Genomic DNA, 16,823 nt, shown 5'->3' on the forward strand with positions numbered 1-16,823 from the left:
GACGAGGGACAGGCGGTGGGGCATGGGCCCAGGCTACCGGCCCGCCGACACGCGCTCGGCCGGGTGGACGGTCTCCTGCTGCTGGACGACGGTGGTCAGGTGGACCGCCTCGCGCACGCGACGGTGCGCGACGTCGAACGGGTCGACGACCTTCGTCAGCACCCGGCGCACGGGAGGCGCCGCCAGCACGAGCGCGATCGCGACACCACTGCCGACGGCCGCCGCGAGACCGAGCCAGGGGCGGTCCCGCGCCCACTCGACGAAGCCCAGGAACTCCAGCTCCTTCACGGCGAAGCCGTGGAACAGGTAGACCACCATCGTCGCGGCACCCATCCGGGTGAACCACCCCTCGACGCGCGGCACGAGGGCCAGCCAGGCGAGCGCGCCCGCGGCGCCGACGGCGAGCAGCAGCACCCGGGTCACCATCGCGCCGGCGACCGGCTGCTCGAGCAGCTCGTAGGGCCGGTAGTAGAGGTGGGCCCGCTCGGTCCACTCCGGCAGGTGGGCAGCCAGCACGGCCAGGACGCCGAGGACGACGACGCCGAGCAGGACCGGGAACCGCCCACGCAGCCACTCGAGCGCCTCCGGCGTCGCCTTGAGCCCGAGCACGAAGAACGGCAGGAAGCCGAGGATCCGCGGCGCGTCCATCCACCACATCCAGCTGCCCTGCAGGAAGCCGCCGGCCACGCACAGAGCGACGGCGACCGCGACCGCGAGACCGGCCCCCATCGACCGGAACAGCGGGGTGACCAGCCGCCAGGCGACGAGCGCGAGGAGGTACCACATCGGGAAGTGCGGGTCGGTCCATACCTGGTCCACCCGCTCGTGGCCGACGTTGATCCGGAACCAGGCGAGGGCGCCCTCGAAGACGACATAGGGCACCAGCAGCATCGTGACGAGCTGCCACAGCCGCGCCGCGCCGTACCCGAAGCCCCGGGACAGGTATCCGGAGAGGAAGACGAAGGCGGGCATGTGCCACAGGTACACGAAGTCGTAGAGCTGCCCGCCCGGACCGTCCTCCGGCAGCAGCGCGAGCATGTGGCCGACCACGACGAGGACGATGAGGCCCATCTTCGCGTTGTCGAGCCACGGATCCCGAGTTGCCATCACACCTTGGTACCCGAACCGGCCGGGTGAAGACCACGTGTCTGACAACCCGCGCCGGAGAGTCCGGGACCGGGCAGAGCTGGTGTGCGCAGGTGCGGGTGGGTCAGTCCTCGACGAGGCCCAGGCGGAGGTACTCGGCCGCGTAGGTGCCGCTGAGCAGGAGGGAGGCGTAGCGCGCCACGTCGCCCGACGCCTCCGTCGCGACGTGCTCGATCCGGACGTCCCGGTTGCGCGCGGCGTCCTCGAGCCGCTGCCGCTGGTGCCGTACGACGGGGTCGTCGACGCCGTCGTCGAGGATCACCAGCACCGGGCGCCGGTCGCTCGTGCCGTCGGCGACAGGGTCGGCGAAGACGTTGCGTGGGCGCGCGGCCTCCACGACGGGGAGGAGGTGCTCGGCGTCGCCGGCGAGCGCGGTGCGCCCGGACGTGCGCCGGATCGACTCCGCGATCCGGCGCGCCGCCCGCGCGGCGAGGACCGATCCGCCCCAGACGAGTGGAGCGGCGTCGGCGAGGGAGATGGCGAGCACCTTCGCGGGGTTGATCGAGATGTCGCGGTGCGGCGAGCAGGAGATGGCCACGGCGTCCAGCGCCTCGGCGACGGCCTCGGGCTCGGTGGTGGGTCCCAGATGGACCTGGTCCAGGAAGGACAGCATCGCGACCGCCGTCGCGAGCTGGTCGCCCGTGCTGGTCGGCAGCAGCGTGGTCCACCGGCCCGTCGCATGCTCGGCCACGACCGAGTCCGGCGGGGCCGCGACCACGAGCTGGCAGCCGCGGCGCGCCGCCTCGGCCACCGCGAGGGCGGTCCCGGCATCGGCTCCCCCGGGCGCCAGGACGACGACGAGGTCCAGGCTGCCCGCCCAGCCCGGCAGGGCCGGCGAGGGCCAGGCCACGAACGGCACGGGGCAGAAGGGCTCGAGGACCGCCCGCAGCAGCCGGGAGTCCGGGCCCGCGGCGATCACCGCGCGCGGACGGCTCTCGGCCGCCCGGGAGACAGCCTCGGCGATCGCCTCGGCGGAGCCGTCGAGCTCTCGTCGTACGCGCGCACCGGACTCGGCCAGCGTCCGCAGCCGCAGGTCGGCACCGGCCAGCGCGGCCTCGTCGTCCAGCCGGGACTCGTCGAACCAGACCATCGGACCGCCTCCTGCTCCGTCCCGGCTCAGGCCGGCTTGCGCGCCTCGTCGACCAGCAGGACCGGGATGCCGTCGCGGACCGGATAGGCGAGGCCGCAGCCGCCGCACACCAGCTCCACCAGGTCACCGGCCGGCGTCAGTGCGAGCTCGCCCTTGCAGGCGGGGCACACGATGATCGCCAGCAGCTCCGGGGAGATGCCGGCCTGCTCCGCCGCGCTCACTTGCCGCTCCGGATGGTGGCGAGGACCTCGTCGCGAACTCGGGCCATGGTGGGCTCGTCCTTTCCTTCGGCATTGAGCCGCAGCAGCGGCTCGGTGTTCGAGGCGCGCACGTTGAACGCCCAGTCGGGATGGCTGACGCTCAGACCGTCGAGCTTGTCGATGGTGACGTCGTCCTGGCCGCCATAGGTCTCCTCGAGCCGCGCGAGCACCGCGGCCTGGTCGGCGACGGTGCTGTTGATCTCGCCGCTGAGCGGATAGCGGGCGTAGTCCGCGAGCAGGTCGGACAGCGGTCGGTCGGTCTCGGCGAGGGCAGCCATGGCGTGCAGCGCGGCGAGCATCCCGGAGTCCGCGCGCCAGAAGTCGCGGAAGTAGAAGTGCCCACTGTGCTCGCCGCCGAAGATGGCGTCGGTCTCGGCCATCGTGGCCTTGATGAAGGAGTGACCCACCCGGGTGCGCACCGGCGTGCCGCCGAGCTCCGTCACGATCTCGGGCACCGCGCGCGAGGTGATCAGGTTGTGGATCACCGTCGCGCCGGGCTCCTTGGCGAGCTCGCGGGCGGCGATCAGGGCGGTGAGCGTCGAGGGCGAGACCAGCTCGCCGCGCTCGTCGACGAGGAAGCACCGGTCCGCATCGCCGTCGAACGCCAGGCCGATGTCCGCGCGCTCGGCGATGACCGCCTTCTGCAGGTCGACCAGGTTCTCGGCCTCGATCGGGTTCGCCTCGTGGTTGGGGAAGGTGCCGTCGAGCTCGAAGTACAGCGGCACCATCTCGACCTGGCCGGCGAGCCGGCCGAAGACGGCCGGCGCCGTGTGCCCGGCCATGCCGTTGCCGGCGTCGACGACCACCTTGAGCCGGCGGCCGGCGACCGGAGCCAGCGCGAGGAGGTGGGCGGCATAGGCCTGCAGCACGTCATGGGAGCTGATGGACCCGGTCCGCGCGCCGACCACCGGCGTGCCCGCGGCGACCCGGTCGCGGATCTCCGCGAGCCCGCTCTCCATGCCGACCGGCTGCGCGAGGGCGCGGCACAGCTTGATCCCGTTGTACTGGGCCGGGTTGTGGCTCGCGGTGAACATCGCGCCGGGGAGCTCGAGGTGCCCCGAGGCGAAGTACAGCTGGTCGGTGGAGGCCAGGCCGATCATCGTCACGTCGGCGCCCGCGGACGTGGCGCCGTCGGCGAAGGCACCGGCGAGCGACGGCGAGCTGGGCCTCATGTCGTAGCCGACCACCAGGGCGTCGACGCCCAGCACGTCGACGTACGCCGCTCCCGTGGCGCGGGCGAGCTCCTCGTCGAGCTGCTCACCCACGATGCCGCGTACGTCGTAGGCCTTGAAGACCTTGCTCAGGTTGTCAGGGGACGTCGTGCCACTGGCCATGACCGCGACCCTAGCGCCCCCCGTGGGGCCGGCGTCAGTCGGTGGTGATCATCCGGAGATGGCCCTTGCGGGCCACCTCGCGCCCGGGCTCGCGCGCCTGGTCGGCGGGCTCGCGGCGCACCGGGCGGGCCGCCTCGCGGACGGCGTCGGCGAGCGCGAGCAGGTCGTCGTTGCTCGGCCCCTGCTGCTGGGTGCCCAGCGCGAGCCGGACGACCTCCCAGCCGCGCGGCGCGGAGAGCCGCTCGCTGTGGACGTCGCACAGGTCGTAGGCGTGGGGCTCGGCGTAGGTGGCCAGGGGGCCGAGCACGGCCGTCGAGTCGGCGTACACGTAGGTCAGCGTGGCCACCGCGCGCCGGCCACAGGCCGTGCGCGAACACGTCCGCAGGCTCTGCGCAGCGCTCACCGTCACGGCGCAGACGCTACCGCCCCGTGCGACGCCGGGCGGATAGGCTCGCTGATCGTGGAGTCCTCCTTGTCGCCCCGCCGGCGCCGCGACCGGCGTGGGCGCGGCATGCGCGGGCCCGCGGTCCTGCCCCTCGCGGACAGCGGCCATCGGCCGCCGCTGCCGCGCAGCCGCCGCGAGACCTTCGACCGGATCATGCTCGACGTCGTGACCGCGATCGACGAGCGCTGGTCGGACCACCTCGGCCTCGTGGAGTACGCCGTCGAGGACGCCCCGCAGCTGCCGGACGACTGGGACTCGGGCCGGGTGCCGCTGTCGTCGCTCGTGCGCGGCTCGGGCACGACGCCGACCCGGCTCGTGGTCTTCCGGCGCCCGCTCGAGCACCGCGCGGCCGACCGCGCCGACCTGGAGGCGATCGTACTGACGGTCGTCGTCGAGCAGGTCGCCGAGCTGCTCGGCATCGAGCCGAGCCAGGTTGACCCGCGCTATCCCTCGGACGACGACGACTGACGACGGGCGGACCCGTCAGTCCGGCGCGACGACGGGGATCCGGGACCGGGTCTCGGCCGGCCGCAGGCGCAGCGTCGCGAGCCCCGGCTGCGGTCCCCCGGCCGGCATCGAGACCACCCCGGCGATCCGCGTGTTGCGCGGCTCCACGGCGACGAGGACCGCCTCCGGGGGCAGGGCGAGCGCGGAGGCGCGGTCGGGCGCGACCTCCGCCTTGTCCTCGCGCAGCACGGCCCCGTCGGCGTCGTACGACGTCACGTGGACGACGCCGGTGCGCAGCGCGTCGCCCAGCAGCAGGCTCTTCTCCCCGGGCGGCAGCACCGCCGCGGTCGGCTCGCGGACCGCAACCGCCGGGGCGAGCAGGACGAGGTCCTTGCGGGAGACCAGGCGGACCGAGGCCACCACCGGGTCCGCGGACTCGACGACGACGCCGACGACGCCGGCGGCGCTCTCGCCCGCGAGGAGGGCGCCGAGGTCGACCTCCCGCAGCGCGTGGGGCGGGACGGCGACATCGGGCGCGCCGGTGGGGGTGAAGGTGGACTCGGCCGTCACCAGTCGCACCTCGGCCCGCACCTCGTCGTCGCCGGGGTTGGCCACGACGAGGGTCGGGTTGCCGGCGCCGGCGGGCAGGCCCAGGATCAGGTTCTCGGTCGCCGGGTCGGGCTGCGCGGGGAGGAAGTCGGTCGTGGCGCGACCGGCGCCGAGCTGGTCCCGAGTGGTACGCGCGGTGACGGTCACCCGGCCGCGCGTGACCGTCACGTGGGCGGCGGTGATCTCGCGCCGCGGGGCCGAGGCGGCGAGGTCGATACGCTGCACGCCGTGCCCGGGCACCTGGATGCCGCGCAGTGCGGGCTCCTCGACCGGGCCACCCTCGTCCTGGAGGGCGAGGTCGACCACGGCCTCGCCCTCGTCGGGGTTGACGATCTCGAGGGTCGTGGCATAGCGGGCGGTGGCGCCGAGCCCGACCAGCCACTCGTCGTACGACGGAGGCCGGCACTCCGGCGCGGCCAGTGGGTCGTCGCGGCCCGCGGTGATGCCGGGCGCCGCCGCGTCCTCGCCGTCGAGGACGACCGGTCCGGCGCTGCCGGGCACGACTGCCGTGGACCCGCTGGCGGCGGTCAGCGGGGGCGCCGGGTCCAGGGCAGCATCGCCGGGCGCGGCGGTGAGCACGGACAGTGGTCCGCCGGCGACCCCGGGCGTGCGACCGACGCGGATCGCGCCGTCCGCGGTGGTGCCGCCCGGGCAGACCACGGTCGCGGAGGTGAGCTCGGCCGTCGCCGGCGGGCGAGGACCCGCCACCGGGCTCTCCTGGCCGCCGATGGCGCCGACGCACAGCGCCACCACGGCGGGCAGCACGATCGCCAGCGCCACGAGGATGTCGACCCGCCGGCGGCGTACGACGGACGCGCGGCGGCCGGCGGATCCGGGCTGGGACTCACTCATCGCGGTTCCTTCGCAGCGGCGGGAGGGCGAGCACGACCAGGACGACGACCGAAGCGGCCTGCACGAGCAGCAGGAGCCAGCGCAGCCAGGCGGCGTCGCCGGGCAGCGGTCCCGGCTCCGGGCTGACCTGCCACGCCCGGGTGCCGCGCTCGGAGCTGGCCTGGACGAGACCGGAGGTCGCGTCCAGGCTGGCCGCGACCGCGCCGTCCGCGGGGGCGGCCTGGACGATGTAGAGGATGCCGAGGTCGGACAGGCGGGCCGCCGCGTCCGGGTCCGGGGCGGTCACGAGCGAGCGGATGGTCGCGGTCACGTCGGCGTCCTCGGAGGTCAGCGCGGCGATCTCGTCCTCGCCCACGGTGGGCCCGTCGCCGCGGTGCACGTCGTAGCGCAGGCCGGTGTCCATGCTGCCGCGCAGCACGAGCACGCCGTCCTGCTCGGCGCGCTCCGCCCGCTGCGCCATGTACACCGGGACGTCGGACTCCGGCGGGTCGCGAAGCTCCTCGGCCCCCCAGCCCGCGAACCAGACCAGACCGACGAGCGGCGCGACCACGCCGACCGCGCCGGCGAGGGCGAGCGCCGCCTGCGCGGGCTTCGCCTGGTCACCGAGGTGGTGCAGCGACAGGCCACCGAGGAGGGTCGCCGTGATCCAGGCGCCCTGCAGCACCAGCAGCACGGCGCCGAGGCCGGGCTGCTGCTCCCCAGGACCGGCGACGTCCACGGTGGTGAGCGCCAGCGGCACGGCGACCACGGTGCTGACGGCGGCGACCAGCCAGCACACGATGACGGGGATGCGCGTCGCCCGCGGCACCAGGGCGAGCAGCGCGAGGACCGGCAGCACCAGTCCGACGGCGGCCGGAGCGCCCAGCCCGCCCAGCCGTCCCGCCAGCAGGTCCCATCCGGAGGTCGACGCCGTGGGCCACCGGCCGATGTCGAGCACCGTGCCCGCGAGGCCGCCCTCGACGAGGGCCGGCAGCCACCAGGGCACCAGGACCAGGAGCGGTACGGCCAGCGCCGCGACCGGCGGGCCCCACACCGAGCGGTCCCGCACCTCGCCCGGCAGCAGCCGTACGGCGCAGCCGAGCAGCACGCCCACGAGCACGGCCGTCAACAGCCACGTCGGCGGCGCGACGGCGGTGAGCAGCGCGAGGGCGAGGCCGGTGCGCCAGCCCGCCCGCCACCGGTGGGCCGCGTCGGGGTCGGCGAAGCCGAGCGCGGCGTGCGCCATCCAGGGCAGCACCGCGGCGGCGACCACGATCCCCCAGCGGCCCCCGCCCCAGGCCCCCGCGACCAGCGGCACGAGCGCCCAGCTGACCGAGCCCCACAGGAGCAGCCACCGCGGGGCGCCGTACGGAGTCACGAGACGCCCCACGACCCGCAGGAACCGCCACGCACCCCACAGACCGAGGGGCGCGGCGAGGGCCATCAGCAGCGACATCAGCAGGGCCGGGCCGATCGGGAGGGCGAGCACCGCCAGCGGCAGGACGTACGGCGGCGCCGGCACGTCGGTGCCGAAGCCGATGGCGTGATGGCCCTCGAGGTACAGCGACCACCAGTCGCCCGCGCTCGCCGGCGTGGGCGACAGCGCACCCCCGGCGACGCCGCCCACGACATCGCGCACGCCGACGAGCAGCGCGAGCACCGTGACCGCCGTGGCCACCGCCACGGGGTTGGTGAGGAAGCGCACCACGATCCCGGTGTCGGCGAACTCCTCCTCCTCGTCGCGATGGCGGGCGGGGGGAGGTGCGACCGCGGCGTCGCGCTCCGCGGCCGCGACCCGCCGCCGCTCGGCGACGTCCGCCGCCTGGTTGGTCGCCGCGGCGACCAGGTCGCCGACGAAGTCGAGCCCGTGCCGGTACGGCAGCCACCACGGCGCGAGCAGGCGACGCACCCGGGCCCGGTCGGGGGCTCGCGTCCCCGCCGCGCGCCGGCTCCGGCGGGCCGCGCGGATCTGGCCGGGATGACGGAGCACCGAGACGAGGGCGGCCAGCTCGTCGAGCGCCTCCCCCACCGCCCGCACGCAGAACAGACCGAGCATCCGCAGCACCGAGCCGAGCGCGAGGCGCACCACCTGCAGCGGGAGGGTCGCGCCGCGCGCGTTGGCGAGCAGCGTGAACAGCGCGGCGCGGCGCTCCTGGAAGTGGGTGTGCCGCCCGGTCAGCGGCGTACGACGGATCCCGCGGTGCGCCGCCTCGGCGTGGAAGACCACGGCCGAGGGGACGACGATCGTGGTCCGCCCGGCGGCGGCGGCGCGCCAGCCGAGGTCGATGTCGTTGCCGAAGATCGGCAGCGCCGCGTCGAACCCACCGAGCTCCTCGAGCACCTCGCGACGCACCAGCATCCCGGCGGAGTTGACGGCAAGGACCTCGCGGACCTCGTCGTGCTGGCCCTGGTCGTACTCGCCACGCTCCAGGCCGGTCTCGCGCCGGCCGGTCCCGCTGATGGTGACGCCGAGCTCGAGCAGGCGCCGCAGGGACGGCCACTCGCGCAGCTTGGGGCCGAGGATGTCGGCGTCGGGCCGCTCCGCGGCCGCGGCGAGCAGCGCGGCGAGCGCGCCGGGAGCGGGATTGGCGTCGTCATGGAGGATCCAGACCCACTCGGGGCGTCCGCCCGGCGACCGAGCGAGCGTGGCGAGCCCGTCCGCGACCGCGTCGGGGAAGCCGGTCCCTCCCGGCAGGACACGCAGGTCCAGGGGCAGCCGGTCGGCGAGCGCGGCCCGGACCAGGTCGGCACTGCCGTCCTTGCTGCCGGTGTCGACGGCCACCACGCGCGTGGGGGGCGGGCTCTGCGCGAGCAGGCCGTCGAGGACCGCCGGCAGCCAGGAGGCGCCGTCGTGGCTGACCAGGAGGACAGCCACCTCGGGTTGTTGCGACACGAGGTCAGACCCTACGACCGACGGTGCGAAGGGGGCGAACCGTCAGTGCACAGGCTCTGCTCAGACGGCTCGCTTCTTCAGCTTGCGACGCTCGCGCTCCGACATGCCGCCCCAGATGCCGAAGCGCTCGTCGTTGCCCAGCGCGGCCTCGAGGCACTCGACACGCACCTCGCAGGTCTGGCAGACCTTCTTGGCCTCGCGCGTCGATCCTCCCTTCTCCGGGAAGAAAGCCTCGGGGTCGGTCTGCGCGCACAACGCCCGCTCCTGCCACCCCAGCTCGTCGGAATCTGCTTCGACCAGGAACAGTTCCCTCACGATTTCGCCCCTTACGTCTCGACCCGATGCCCCGAACGACATCTCTGGAATTACATACGTGTCATACCCGAACAGTCAAGGTCGAGTCTGCTATAGGCAACCCCGCGCACGCTGCGCTTGTCGGCGCACGGCACAGTTGTCCCCCGTGGAATCGACACCTGACGCGGCAGCCGGTGGATCCGCAGGCCGCCCCACGCAGAAGCTGGCCGTCCTCTCGGGCGGCATGGGCGGAGCCCGGTTCCTGCAGGGCCTGCTCCACGGCATCGCCGCCGGAACCCTACCGGGTGTGGCCGCGAACGCCCACGTCACGGTCATCGCCAACAACGCCGACGACTGGTGGGTCCACGGGCTGAAGGTCTGCCCGGACCTCGACACCGTCATGTACACCCTGGGCGACGGCATCGACCTCGACCGGGGCTGGGGCCGCCGCGCCGAGACGTGGAGCGCCAAGGAGGAGCTGGCGGCGTACGGCGTCGAGCCGACCTGGTTCGGGCTCGGTGACCGCGACATCGCGACGCACCTGGTGCGCACCCAGATGCTCGATGCCGGCTATCCGCTCTCCCAGGTCACCCAGGCGCTGTGCCGGCGCTGGCTCAGCCCGCGGTACGGCGACGCGCTGACCCTGCTGCCGATGACCGACGACCGCGTGGAGACCCATGTCGCCGTGGCCGACGCCGACAGCCCCAGCGGCCGCCGGGTCGTCCACTTCCAGGAGTACTGGGTGCGCCTGCGCGCCGAGGTCCCGGCCGAGCAGGTCGTCTTCGTCGGCCTCGACCGCTCGGCCCCCGCGCCGGGCGTGGTCGAGGCCATCGCCGAGGCCGACCTGGTCGTCCTGCCACCGTCGAACCCGGTCGTCTCGGTCGGCACCATCCTCGGCGTCCCCGGCATCCGCGACGCCGTCCGCGCCACCCCGGCGAAGGTGGTCGGCCTGTCGCCGATCGTCGGCGACACCCACGTGCGCGGCATGGCCAGGCAGATGCTGACCGCGATCGGCGTCGAGGTCAGCGCCGCCGGCGTCGGCCTCAACTACGGCGCCCGGTCGGCCGGCGGCGTCCTCGACGGGTGGCTCGTCGACGAGCGCGACGCCGGCCAGGTGGCGCGGCTCGAGGCGGCCGGCATCGCCAGCGCCGCCGTCCCGCTGATGATGACCGACCACGACGCCACGGCGGCGATGGCCGCGGCCGCGATCGGCTTGGTGGACTGATGGCACTGCACGTGACCGCCCCCGACGGCGTACCGGAGATCCGTCCCGGCGACGACCTCGCCGGGGCACTGCTGGCGGCACTCGCCCCCGACGCGCTCGTCGACGGCGACATCCTCGTGGTCACCAGCAAGGTCGTCAGCAAGGCCGAGGGCCGGGTCGTGCAGGGCGACCGTGAGGCCTGGATCGACGCGGAGACCGAGCGCCTCGTCGCCCGGCGCGGCGCGACCCGGATCGTCCGCAACCGACTGGGCCTCACCATGGCGGCCGCGGGCGTCGACGCGTCGAACGTCGAGCAGGGGTCGGTCGTCCTGCTGCCCGAGGACCCCGACGCCTCCGCCCGGCGGCTGCGCGCCGCGGTCGCCGAGCGCCGCCGCGTCAACGTGGGCGTGGTCGTCACCGACACCGCCGGTCGCCCGTGGCGCGAAGGCCAGACCGACATCGCCATCGGTGCCGCCGGCCTCGCCGTGCTCGAGTCCTTCGCGGGCCGCGTCGACGCCCACGGCAACGAGCTCGCGGTCACCGCACCCGCCGTCGCCGACGAGATCGCCGCCGCCGTCGAGCTCGCCCAGGGCAAGCTCGGCGCCCGGCCCTGCGCCGTCCTGCGCGGGCGCGGCGACCTGGTCCTCTCCCCCGGCGAGCACGGCCCCGGCGCCCGCGCGCTGATCCGCGCCGACGGCGCCGACCTCTTCGGCTACGGGGCCCGCGAGGCCGTCATCCAGGCGGTCGCCGCGCGCCCGGCGGCACGCACTCCCTTCGGCAGCCCCGTCACCGCGGACGAGCTCGCCGCCGCGCTGGGCCGGGCGGGGATCGTCGCGCGGGTCGCCGACCCGGCCGACGTACGGACGGGACCGGAGCGGCGCGCGGCCGCCGACATCGTCGCCTTCGCCCACGGCTGGCAGAGCATCGAGGCGGGCCCGGCGGACACCGACCTGCGGTTTCGACCGGCGACTCCGTAGACTCACCGCGTTCGCCGCACGGAGCGTGCTGACGCATGCCCTTCACGACCAAGACGAGGTACCCCGCACGTGGCCAAGTCCAGCAAGTCCGAGAAGTCGGATCGCCGCCAAGTCATCGACGACATCCGGCGCAAGCAGAAGCGTGCCGACAAGCGTCAGGGCATGGCCATCGTGGGCGTGTGCGTCGTGGTCGCCCTCGTGATCGTCGGTGCCGCGCTCTACCCGAAGGTCCGCGACATGGTCAACGACCAGAAGTGGAAGGGCAAGAGCGTCGGCGAGATCGGCGCCGCGGCCAGCGTCTGCGGTGAGATCACCGAGAAGGAGGCGACCGGCAGTGGCGAGCACGTGCCGGAGGGCCAGCAGGTCGACTACACCGACGCCCCGCCGGCCTTCGGTGCGCACTGGAACGTCGCCGGCGTCGCCCCCGCCCCGATCGGCGACCGCTTCTACACCGCCGACTCCCGGCCCGAGCTCGAGCAGCTGATCCACAACAGCGAGCACGGCTACACGATCCTCTGGTACGACACCACCGCCGCCGACGACGCCGACCAGGTCTCGGCCATGCGTGCCATCGCCAAGATCATGGACGCCAACGACACCAACCAGCGGCTCAAGTTCAAGGTCGCCCCCTGGACCAAGGCCGACGTCAAGGAGACCGGCAAGTCGTTCCCCAAGGGCCAGCACATCGCCTTCACGCACTGGCGGGTCGACCGCGACGCCACCCCCGACGCCGAGGGCAACACGCCTCAGTACGGCGCGTGGCAGTACTGCTCCGAGGTGAGCGGCGCCGCCCTGGAGAAGTTCATGGACAAGTACCCCTTCACCGACGCGCCGGAGCCCTACGCGTACTGAGTGGGACTGCGCGAGCGCGTCGCTCGTTCCTCGCGCCGCGCTGCCGCGCTCGCAGTCGAGGTTCGCTGACCGCAGGGTCTCCTGGCGGCCAGGCGGCCGGCTCGCCGGAAGCTCGGCTCCTCCGCTCCGGTCGCTCGTCCCTCGCTCCCTGCGCTCCGTCGCCCTCGCTTCCCGCGATGACCGGCACGGAAGGAGAGCGAGCGAGCCGAGTGCGCTGGTTGTCCTGGCAACCGGTGGCCGCCGCCAGGCGGCCTCGCACCGAGCGGACCTCGACCGCGTGGCCGGCAGCGTGGCTCGATATCCGACACGCTCGGCCCCATGGACTCAGAGCAGGTCCGTGCGGCCTCTCTCCTTGAGGGCGGCGACGACGTTCTTGACCTCCTGCGCGCGGGCGCGGGTGGTGACGAGGAGGGCGTCGGGGGTGTCGACCACGACGACGTCGTCGAGGCCGACGACCGCGACCGTGCGTCCGGAGCCGGGGACGACGATGCCGCTGGCGCCGATCAGCTGGGTGAGCGCACGGTCGCCGAGGACGCTGCACGCGTCGTCGTCGCCGAGCAGGCCGGCGAGCGAGTCGAAGTCGCCGATGTCGTCCCAGCGGAAGCCGCCGGGGATGGTGACGACCCGGCCGGCGGCCGCGGCCGGCTCGGCCACCGCGTGGTCGATCGCGATGCGGGGCAGCCGCTCCCACAGCTCGGCCAGGCGCTCCGGCTCCGCCGCGATGGCGCGCAGCGTGGCGGTGAACTCGGGGTCCTGCGCGGCCAGCAGGTCCAGGAGGACGGTCGGGCGCACGACGAACATGCCCGCGTTCCAGCGGTACTCGCCGGTCGCGAGGTACTCCTCGGCCACCGACACCGACGGCTTCTCCACGAACGCCGCCACCATCCGGGCCGAGGGGTGGCCCGGCAGCGGCTCACCCTCACGGATGTAGCCGAACGCCGAGGAGGCGAAGGTCGGCTGGATCCCGATCGTGACCAGCCAGCCGTCGCGGGCGGCGGCCACGGCCTCGGTCACCGCGGCCGCGAAGCCGTCGGGATCGGCGATCACGTGGTCGGCCGCGAACGACCCCATCACCTCCGCGCCGCGGCGCTCGAGGAGCGCGGCGGCGAGACCGATGGCGGCCATCGAGTCGCGGGCCGACGGCTCCGCGATCACCCCGTCCGGTGGCAGCATGGTGAGCTGCTCTCGCACGGCCGCCCGGTGCGCCTCACCGGTGACCACGAGCAGCCGGTCGCCGACCAGCGGGGCGAGCCGGCGCTGGGTCTGCTCGAGCAGCGACTGCCCGGCGCCGGTCAGGTCGTGGAGGAACTTCGGGGAGCCGGAGCGCGACAGCGGCCACAGGCGCGTACCGGCCCCGCCGGCGGGGACCACGGCCCAGAAGCCCGGGATCTCGTCGATGACCATGGCCCGCACCCTACGGCCCCGCTCACCCTGACCCCGACCTAGGCTCGGGGTCGTGACCTCCCCCACCACCTTCCCCGCCGTGCTGGCCGAGCGGCTGCGCCGCGACCCCGGCCAGCCACTGGTGACCTACTACGACCACGAGAGCGGCGAGCGGGTCGAGCTGTCGGTGACGACCTGGGCGAACTGGGTGGCCAAGGCGAGCTCGCTGCTCGTGGACGAGCTCGGCCTCGAGCGCGGGGACCGGATCGCCGTGGACCTGCCGCCGCACTGGCTCGGCACGGTCTTCCTCGGCGCAGCGTGGAACTGCGGCCTGGTGGTCGCCGACCCCGATGACGCCGACCTCGCCGCCGTCGTGTGCGGCCCGACCACCCTCCCCTCCTGGGCGCCGCGCAGCGGTGACCTGGCGGTCCTGGCCGGCGCCCTGCTGCCGCTCGGCGTCCGCTTCGCCGAGCCCGTCCCCGCGGGGGTCACCGACATCGGCGTCGACATCTGGTCCCAGCCGGACGCCTTCCAGGCGTGGGACCCGCCCCAGGCCGACGACCTCGCCGTCGACCGGGCCGGTCGCCTGCTGACCCAGGCGGAGCTGTGGAGCGAGGCGGCCGCCGCCGGTCTGGTCGGCGACGGCCGCCTGCTCGCGGTCGCCGACCCCGTGGCGGAGCCGGCGATCCTGTGCGAGCCGCTCCACGCGGGCGGCTCGCTCGTCCTGGTCGCTCGGGCCGAGCCGGAGCGGCTCGAGGCGACGTACGTCGCCGAGCACGCCACGGCCCGCTTCCCCGCCTGAGCGACCAGGACGGATCGGGTCGCGGGGCTATCCCGCGAGGTCGAACTTCTTGCGCTTCTTCAGCAGCACCGGCGCACCGAGCTTCTTGGCCTTGACCTTCTCCAGCGCGTAGACCGCGCGGGTGGTCTTGTTGCGGACGATGACGACCTTGCCGCCGCTGGCCATCGGGCCGAGACCGATCACCCAGTCGTAGCCCGAGGCCCCCGACTTCATCGACTTCGCCCCCGACCAGCCACCCGGCAGGATGCCGGTGTAGAGCGTCAGCGCGGACCCGTTGCTGACCAGCGCGTCGGGCGCCCCGTCCTTGTTCCAGCGACCCACCGGCAGCAGCCGCTTGCCGGGCACCGAGCCCGCCGCGGCGACGGGGGCCTGGAAGCCGGCGGCTCCCGCGCCCGGGTAGACCTGCATCTGACCGCCCTTGGGCTGGCCCATCAGGTCCGGGAGCTTGTCGCCGGTGACGTCGCCGACCGCGGCCAGCATCTTCACGCCGCCGAAGGTCCGGGGCAGCACCTGCGCGGGCTGGAACATGCCGCCGCCCGCACCGCGGTAGAGCACGGCGGACTTGTCGCTCTTGCGGATGGCCATCAGGTCGTTGATGCCGTCGCCGTCCCAGTCGCCCACCCGCAGCAGCTGCTTGGCCCAGGGCGCGTAGACGTTGGTCTTCACCGTGGCCGCGATCCGCCAGGACCCGCCGACCTTGTCGATGTCGTGCAGGACGAGGCGGCCCTTCTTCTCGCTGCGGACGACGATGTCGGGGTTGGCCGAGCCGATGTAGTTGCCGTTCAGCTGGCCGAGCAGCGCGCCCTGCTGCGCCTGGGCGGCCATCGCCCGGATCGTCGGCAGCTGGGCATAGAGGTACTTGCCCGGGCACGCCGTCTTGCCGGCGTCGCGGTGGCCGCTGATCGCGGCGAAGGTGCCCTTGCCGACCCGCTGGCTCGGCGAGGAGGCGCTCACGCCGGAGAGCGAGAGCTTCCAGGCGAACAGGGCGCCGTACGCGTTGAGCAGCTCCGGGGTCGGCTGCGCGGTCTCGAAGTTCCCGATCGCCGACATCGCGAACGAGTAGTCGTTGTACCCGAGCGTGTGCGCGCCCACGACCGGCTTGTCGACGCCGCCGGCGCGGCCCTCCCAGATCCGGCCGAACCGGTCGACGAGGAAGTTGTAGCCGATGTCGCTCCAGCCGCGGGTCTTCACGTGGTAGGCGTAGATCCCGCGCAGGATGCCGGGGACGTCGCTGGGCTGGTAGTCGTTGGCGTTCACGGTGTGGTGCACGAAGCCCGCGCTGATCGAGCCGTAGCGCAGCGAGCTGGCGTCCCGGAGCCGCTCGTCGGCGCCCCACTGGGCCCGCGAGTAGATCTGCGGCTGCGGCGGTCCCGTGGTCGCGGCCTGCAGCGCGATCGCCCCGTCGGACGTCTCCTGGGTGGCGCGCTGGGCCGGTGCCTCGCCCTCGCCGGCGGCCGCCGTGTCGATGGACGGCGACTGCTGGGCGGTGGCGGTCGGCGTACCCGGGTCGATCACGGCGACCTTGAGGTCGGCCGGAGCCGTCGAGGTCGTCTCGACCTGCACCTGGACCTGGTCGACGTCGCCGACGAGGACGGCCTCGGTGCCGGGGCGCGAGCGCTGGGCCTCGGCGCTGGCCGGGTCCGGGCCGTGCTCGTCGTGGTACTCCGCGGCGGTCCAGTCGCTCCAGGTGTCGCCGGTGCGGGTCCGCACGGACACGGTGATGGCGTCCTCCTCGACCTCGGCGCCGTGCGCCCAGGTCACGCCGACGGTGCCGTACCCCTCGACGGGCAGCGGCTCGCTGGTGACCTCGTCACCACCCTCGGGCAGCTCCTTCACGCTGCCGCGCAGGGTCACCCGGCCGCTGACGCCCTTGGGCGAGGCGGTCAGGGCGTACTCCGAGACCGTGGGGTCGACGGCCTCGGTCGGCACGGTGACGGGGGCGGTGGCCGCCTGCAGCGTCACGGCGCCGGCTCCGGCGCCGGGCTCGGCCGGCCGTACCTCCATGGTGACGGTGCGCGCGGCGGGCGTCAGGACGGCGACGACCACCGCGAGCGCCAGCGCCTGCTGACACAGGGTGACGAACCGGCTCCGACGCGTGTGTTCGGGGATCTCCGTGGGGTACGGCGACATGGCTTTGCTCCAGACGTGTGTGCGGGGAAGTTGTCACACGAGTAGCAACTTTCACATGCGTCACAGCCGCCTGGGAAGAGATCGTGAGTAACTACAATCATGTAATTTCCACTCGACACGCCGATC

Annotated in this window: 15 protein-coding genes; 5 read left to right on the plus strand and 10 right to left on the minus strand. The window is 74.1% G+C overall.

What is annotated here, in order from left to right; translation table 11 throughout:
* Positions 1-33 precede the first annotated feature (33 nt).
* The 5 genes from ACJ5H2_RS15545 to ACJ5H2_RS15565 form a co-directional block, all read right to left on the minus strand.
* The gene (locus tag ACJ5H2_RS15545; RefSeq protein WP_408896323.1) at positions 34-1,107 is read right to left on the minus strand and encodes an acyltransferase family protein; all 1,074 of its coding nucleotides are present in this window, start codon (positions 1,105-1,107) and stop codon (positions 34-36) included.
* A 103-nt stretch (positions 1,108-1,210) separates the two neighbouring features.
* The gene (locus ACJ5H2_RS15550; RefSeq protein ID WP_408896324.1) at positions 1,211-2,236 is read right to left on the minus strand and encodes an SIS domain-containing protein; all 1,026 of its coding nucleotides are present in this window, start codon (positions 2,234-2,236) and stop codon (positions 1,211-1,213) included.
* A gap of 26 nt (positions 2,237-2,262) precedes the next feature.
* Positions 2,263-2,433, minus strand: coding sequence for a Trm112 family protein (locus ACJ5H2_RS15555; RefSeq protein ID WP_408899642.1), 171 nt, complete (start codon positions 2,431-2,433; stop codon positions 2,263-2,265).
* Positions 2,434-2,453: 20 nt separating this feature from the next.
* Positions 2,454-3,830: a phosphomannomutase/phosphoglucomutase gene (locus ACJ5H2_RS15560; protein ID WP_408896325.1), complete on the minus strand. Its 1,377-nt coding sequence runs from the start codon at positions 3,828-3,830 to the stop codon at positions 2,454-2,456.
* A 34-nt stretch (positions 3,831-3,864) separates the two neighbouring features.
* Complete coding sequence (locus ACJ5H2_RS15565) at positions 3,865-4,239, minus strand: DUF3499 domain-containing protein (protein ID WP_408896327.1); 375 nt, start codon at positions 4,237-4,239, stop codon at positions 3,865-3,867.
* 51 nt (positions 4,240-4,290) lie between these two features.
* Between ACJ5H2_RS15565 and ACJ5H2_RS15570 the strand changes: the two genes are divergently transcribed.
* On the plus strand, positions 4,291-4,743 hold the full coding sequence (locus ACJ5H2_RS15570) for a metallopeptidase family protein (RefSeq protein ID WP_408896329.1): 453 nt from the start codon (positions 4,291-4,293) through the stop codon (positions 4,741-4,743).
* A gap of 15 nt (positions 4,744-4,758) precedes the next feature.
* Here ACJ5H2_RS15570 and ACJ5H2_RS15575 read toward each other — a convergent pair whose 3' ends face one another.
* From ACJ5H2_RS15575 to ACJ5H2_RS15585, 3 genes are read right to left on the minus strand one after another with little or no spacing between them, the layout of a single operon-like run.
* Complete coding sequence (locus tag ACJ5H2_RS15575; RefSeq protein ID WP_408896330.1) at positions 4,759-6,183, minus strand: DUF5719 family protein; 1,425 nt, start codon at positions 6,181-6,183, stop codon at positions 4,759-4,761.
* Positions 6,176-9,055, minus strand: a complete 2,880-nt coding sequence (locus ACJ5H2_RS15580; protein WP_408896331.1) for a glycosyltransferase family 2 protein — start codon at positions 9,053-9,055, stop codon at positions 6,176-6,178. Before ACJ5H2_RS15580 ends, ACJ5H2_RS15575 begins: the two co-directional genes overlap by 8 nt.
* A 60-nt stretch (positions 9,056-9,115) precedes the next feature.
* Complete coding sequence (locus ACJ5H2_RS15585; RefSeq protein WP_408896332.1) at positions 9,116-9,370, minus strand: WhiB family transcriptional regulator; 255 nt, start codon at positions 9,368-9,370, stop codon at positions 9,116-9,118.
* A gap of 145 nt (positions 9,371-9,515) precedes the next feature.
* On the opposite strand from ACJ5H2_RS15585, the gene cofD reads away from it, so the two are divergent.
* The 3 genes from cofD to ACJ5H2_RS15600 all read left to right on the plus strand — a co-directional run bounded on the left by cofD (position 9,516) and on the right by ACJ5H2_RS15600 (position 12,382).
* Positions 9,516-10,574 carry a 2-phospho-L-lactate transferase gene (gene cofD, locus ACJ5H2_RS15590; protein ID WP_408896333.1) on the plus strand — a complete coding sequence of 353 codons (1,059 nt, stop codon included), beginning with the start codon at positions 9,516-9,518 and terminating at the stop codon, positions 10,572-10,574.
* The gene (gene cofE / locus ACJ5H2_RS15595; protein WP_408896334.1) at positions 10,574-11,530 is read left to right on the plus strand and encodes a coenzyme F420-0:L-glutamate ligase; all 957 of its coding nucleotides are present in this window, start codon (positions 10,574-10,576) and stop codon (positions 11,528-11,530) included. The genes cofD and cofE overlap by 1 nt, the downstream gene beginning before the upstream one ends.
* Before the next feature lie 69 nt (positions 11,531-11,599).
* Positions 11,600-12,382 carry a DUF3105 domain-containing protein gene (locus tag ACJ5H2_RS15600; RefSeq protein WP_408896335.1) on the plus strand — a complete coding sequence of 261 codons (783 nt, stop codon included), beginning with the start codon at positions 11,600-11,602 and terminating at the stop codon, positions 12,380-12,382.
* 324 nt (positions 12,383-12,706) lie between these two features.
* Here the strand turns inward: ACJ5H2_RS15600 and ACJ5H2_RS15605 are convergent, their stop codons facing one another.
* Entirely contained in the window at positions 12,707-13,786 is a 1,080-nt protein-coding gene (locus tag ACJ5H2_RS15605; protein WP_408896336.1) for a mannose-1-phosphate guanylyltransferase, read from the minus strand.
* Positions 13,787-13,838: 52 nt separating this feature from the next.
* Here ACJ5H2_RS15605 and ACJ5H2_RS15610 point away from each other — a divergent pair, with 52 nt between their 5' ends.
* Positions 13,839-14,567, plus strand: a complete 729-nt coding sequence (locus tag ACJ5H2_RS15610) for a TIGR03089 family protein (protein WP_408896337.1) — start codon at positions 13,839-13,841, stop codon at positions 14,565-14,567.
* A gap of 27 nt (positions 14,568-14,594) precedes the next feature.
* Here ACJ5H2_RS15610 and ACJ5H2_RS15615 read toward each other — a convergent pair whose 3' ends face one another.
* Positions 14,595-16,697 (minus strand): N-acetylmuramoyl-L-alanine amidase, encoded by a 2,103-nt coding sequence (locus ACJ5H2_RS15615; RefSeq protein ID WP_408896338.1) that lies wholly within the window; start codon positions 16,695-16,697, stop codon positions 14,595-14,597.
* Positions 16,698-16,823: the final 126 nt, after the last annotated feature.

Source organism: Nocardioides pymetrozini (assembly GCF_046058985.1).
Lineage (GTDB): Bacteria > Actinomycetota > Actinomycetes > Propionibacteriales > Nocardioidaceae > Nocardioides.

Coding starts and splice junctions, on each gene's coding strand:
- ACJ5H2_RS15550 (WP_408896324.1), bottom strand. CDS start 2,236: ATGGTCTGGTTCGACGAGTCCCGGCTGGACGACGAGGCCGCGCTGGCC.
- ACJ5H2_RS15545 (WP_408896323.1), bottom strand. CDS start 1,107: ATGGCAACTCGGGATCCGTGGCTCGACAACGCGAAGATGGGCCTCATC.
- ACJ5H2_RS15560 (WP_408896325.1), bottom strand. CDS start 3,830: ATGGCCAGTGGCACGACGTCCCCTGACAACCTGAGCAAGGTCTTCAAG.
- cofE (WP_408896334.1), top strand. CDS start 10,574: ATGGCACTGCACGTGACCGCCCCCGACGGCGTACCGGAGATCCGTCCC.
- ACJ5H2_RS15605 (WP_408896336.1), bottom strand. CDS start 13,786: ATGGTCATCGACGAGATCCCGGGCTTCTGGGCCGTGGTCCCCGCCGGC.
- ACJ5H2_RS15575 (WP_408896330.1), bottom strand. CDS start 6,183: ATGAGTGAGTCCCAGCCCGGATCCGCCGGCCGCCGCGCGTCCGTCGTA.
- ACJ5H2_RS15615 (WP_408896338.1), bottom strand. CDS start 16,697: ATGTCGCCGTACCCCACGGAGATCCCCGAACACACGCGTCGGAGCCGG.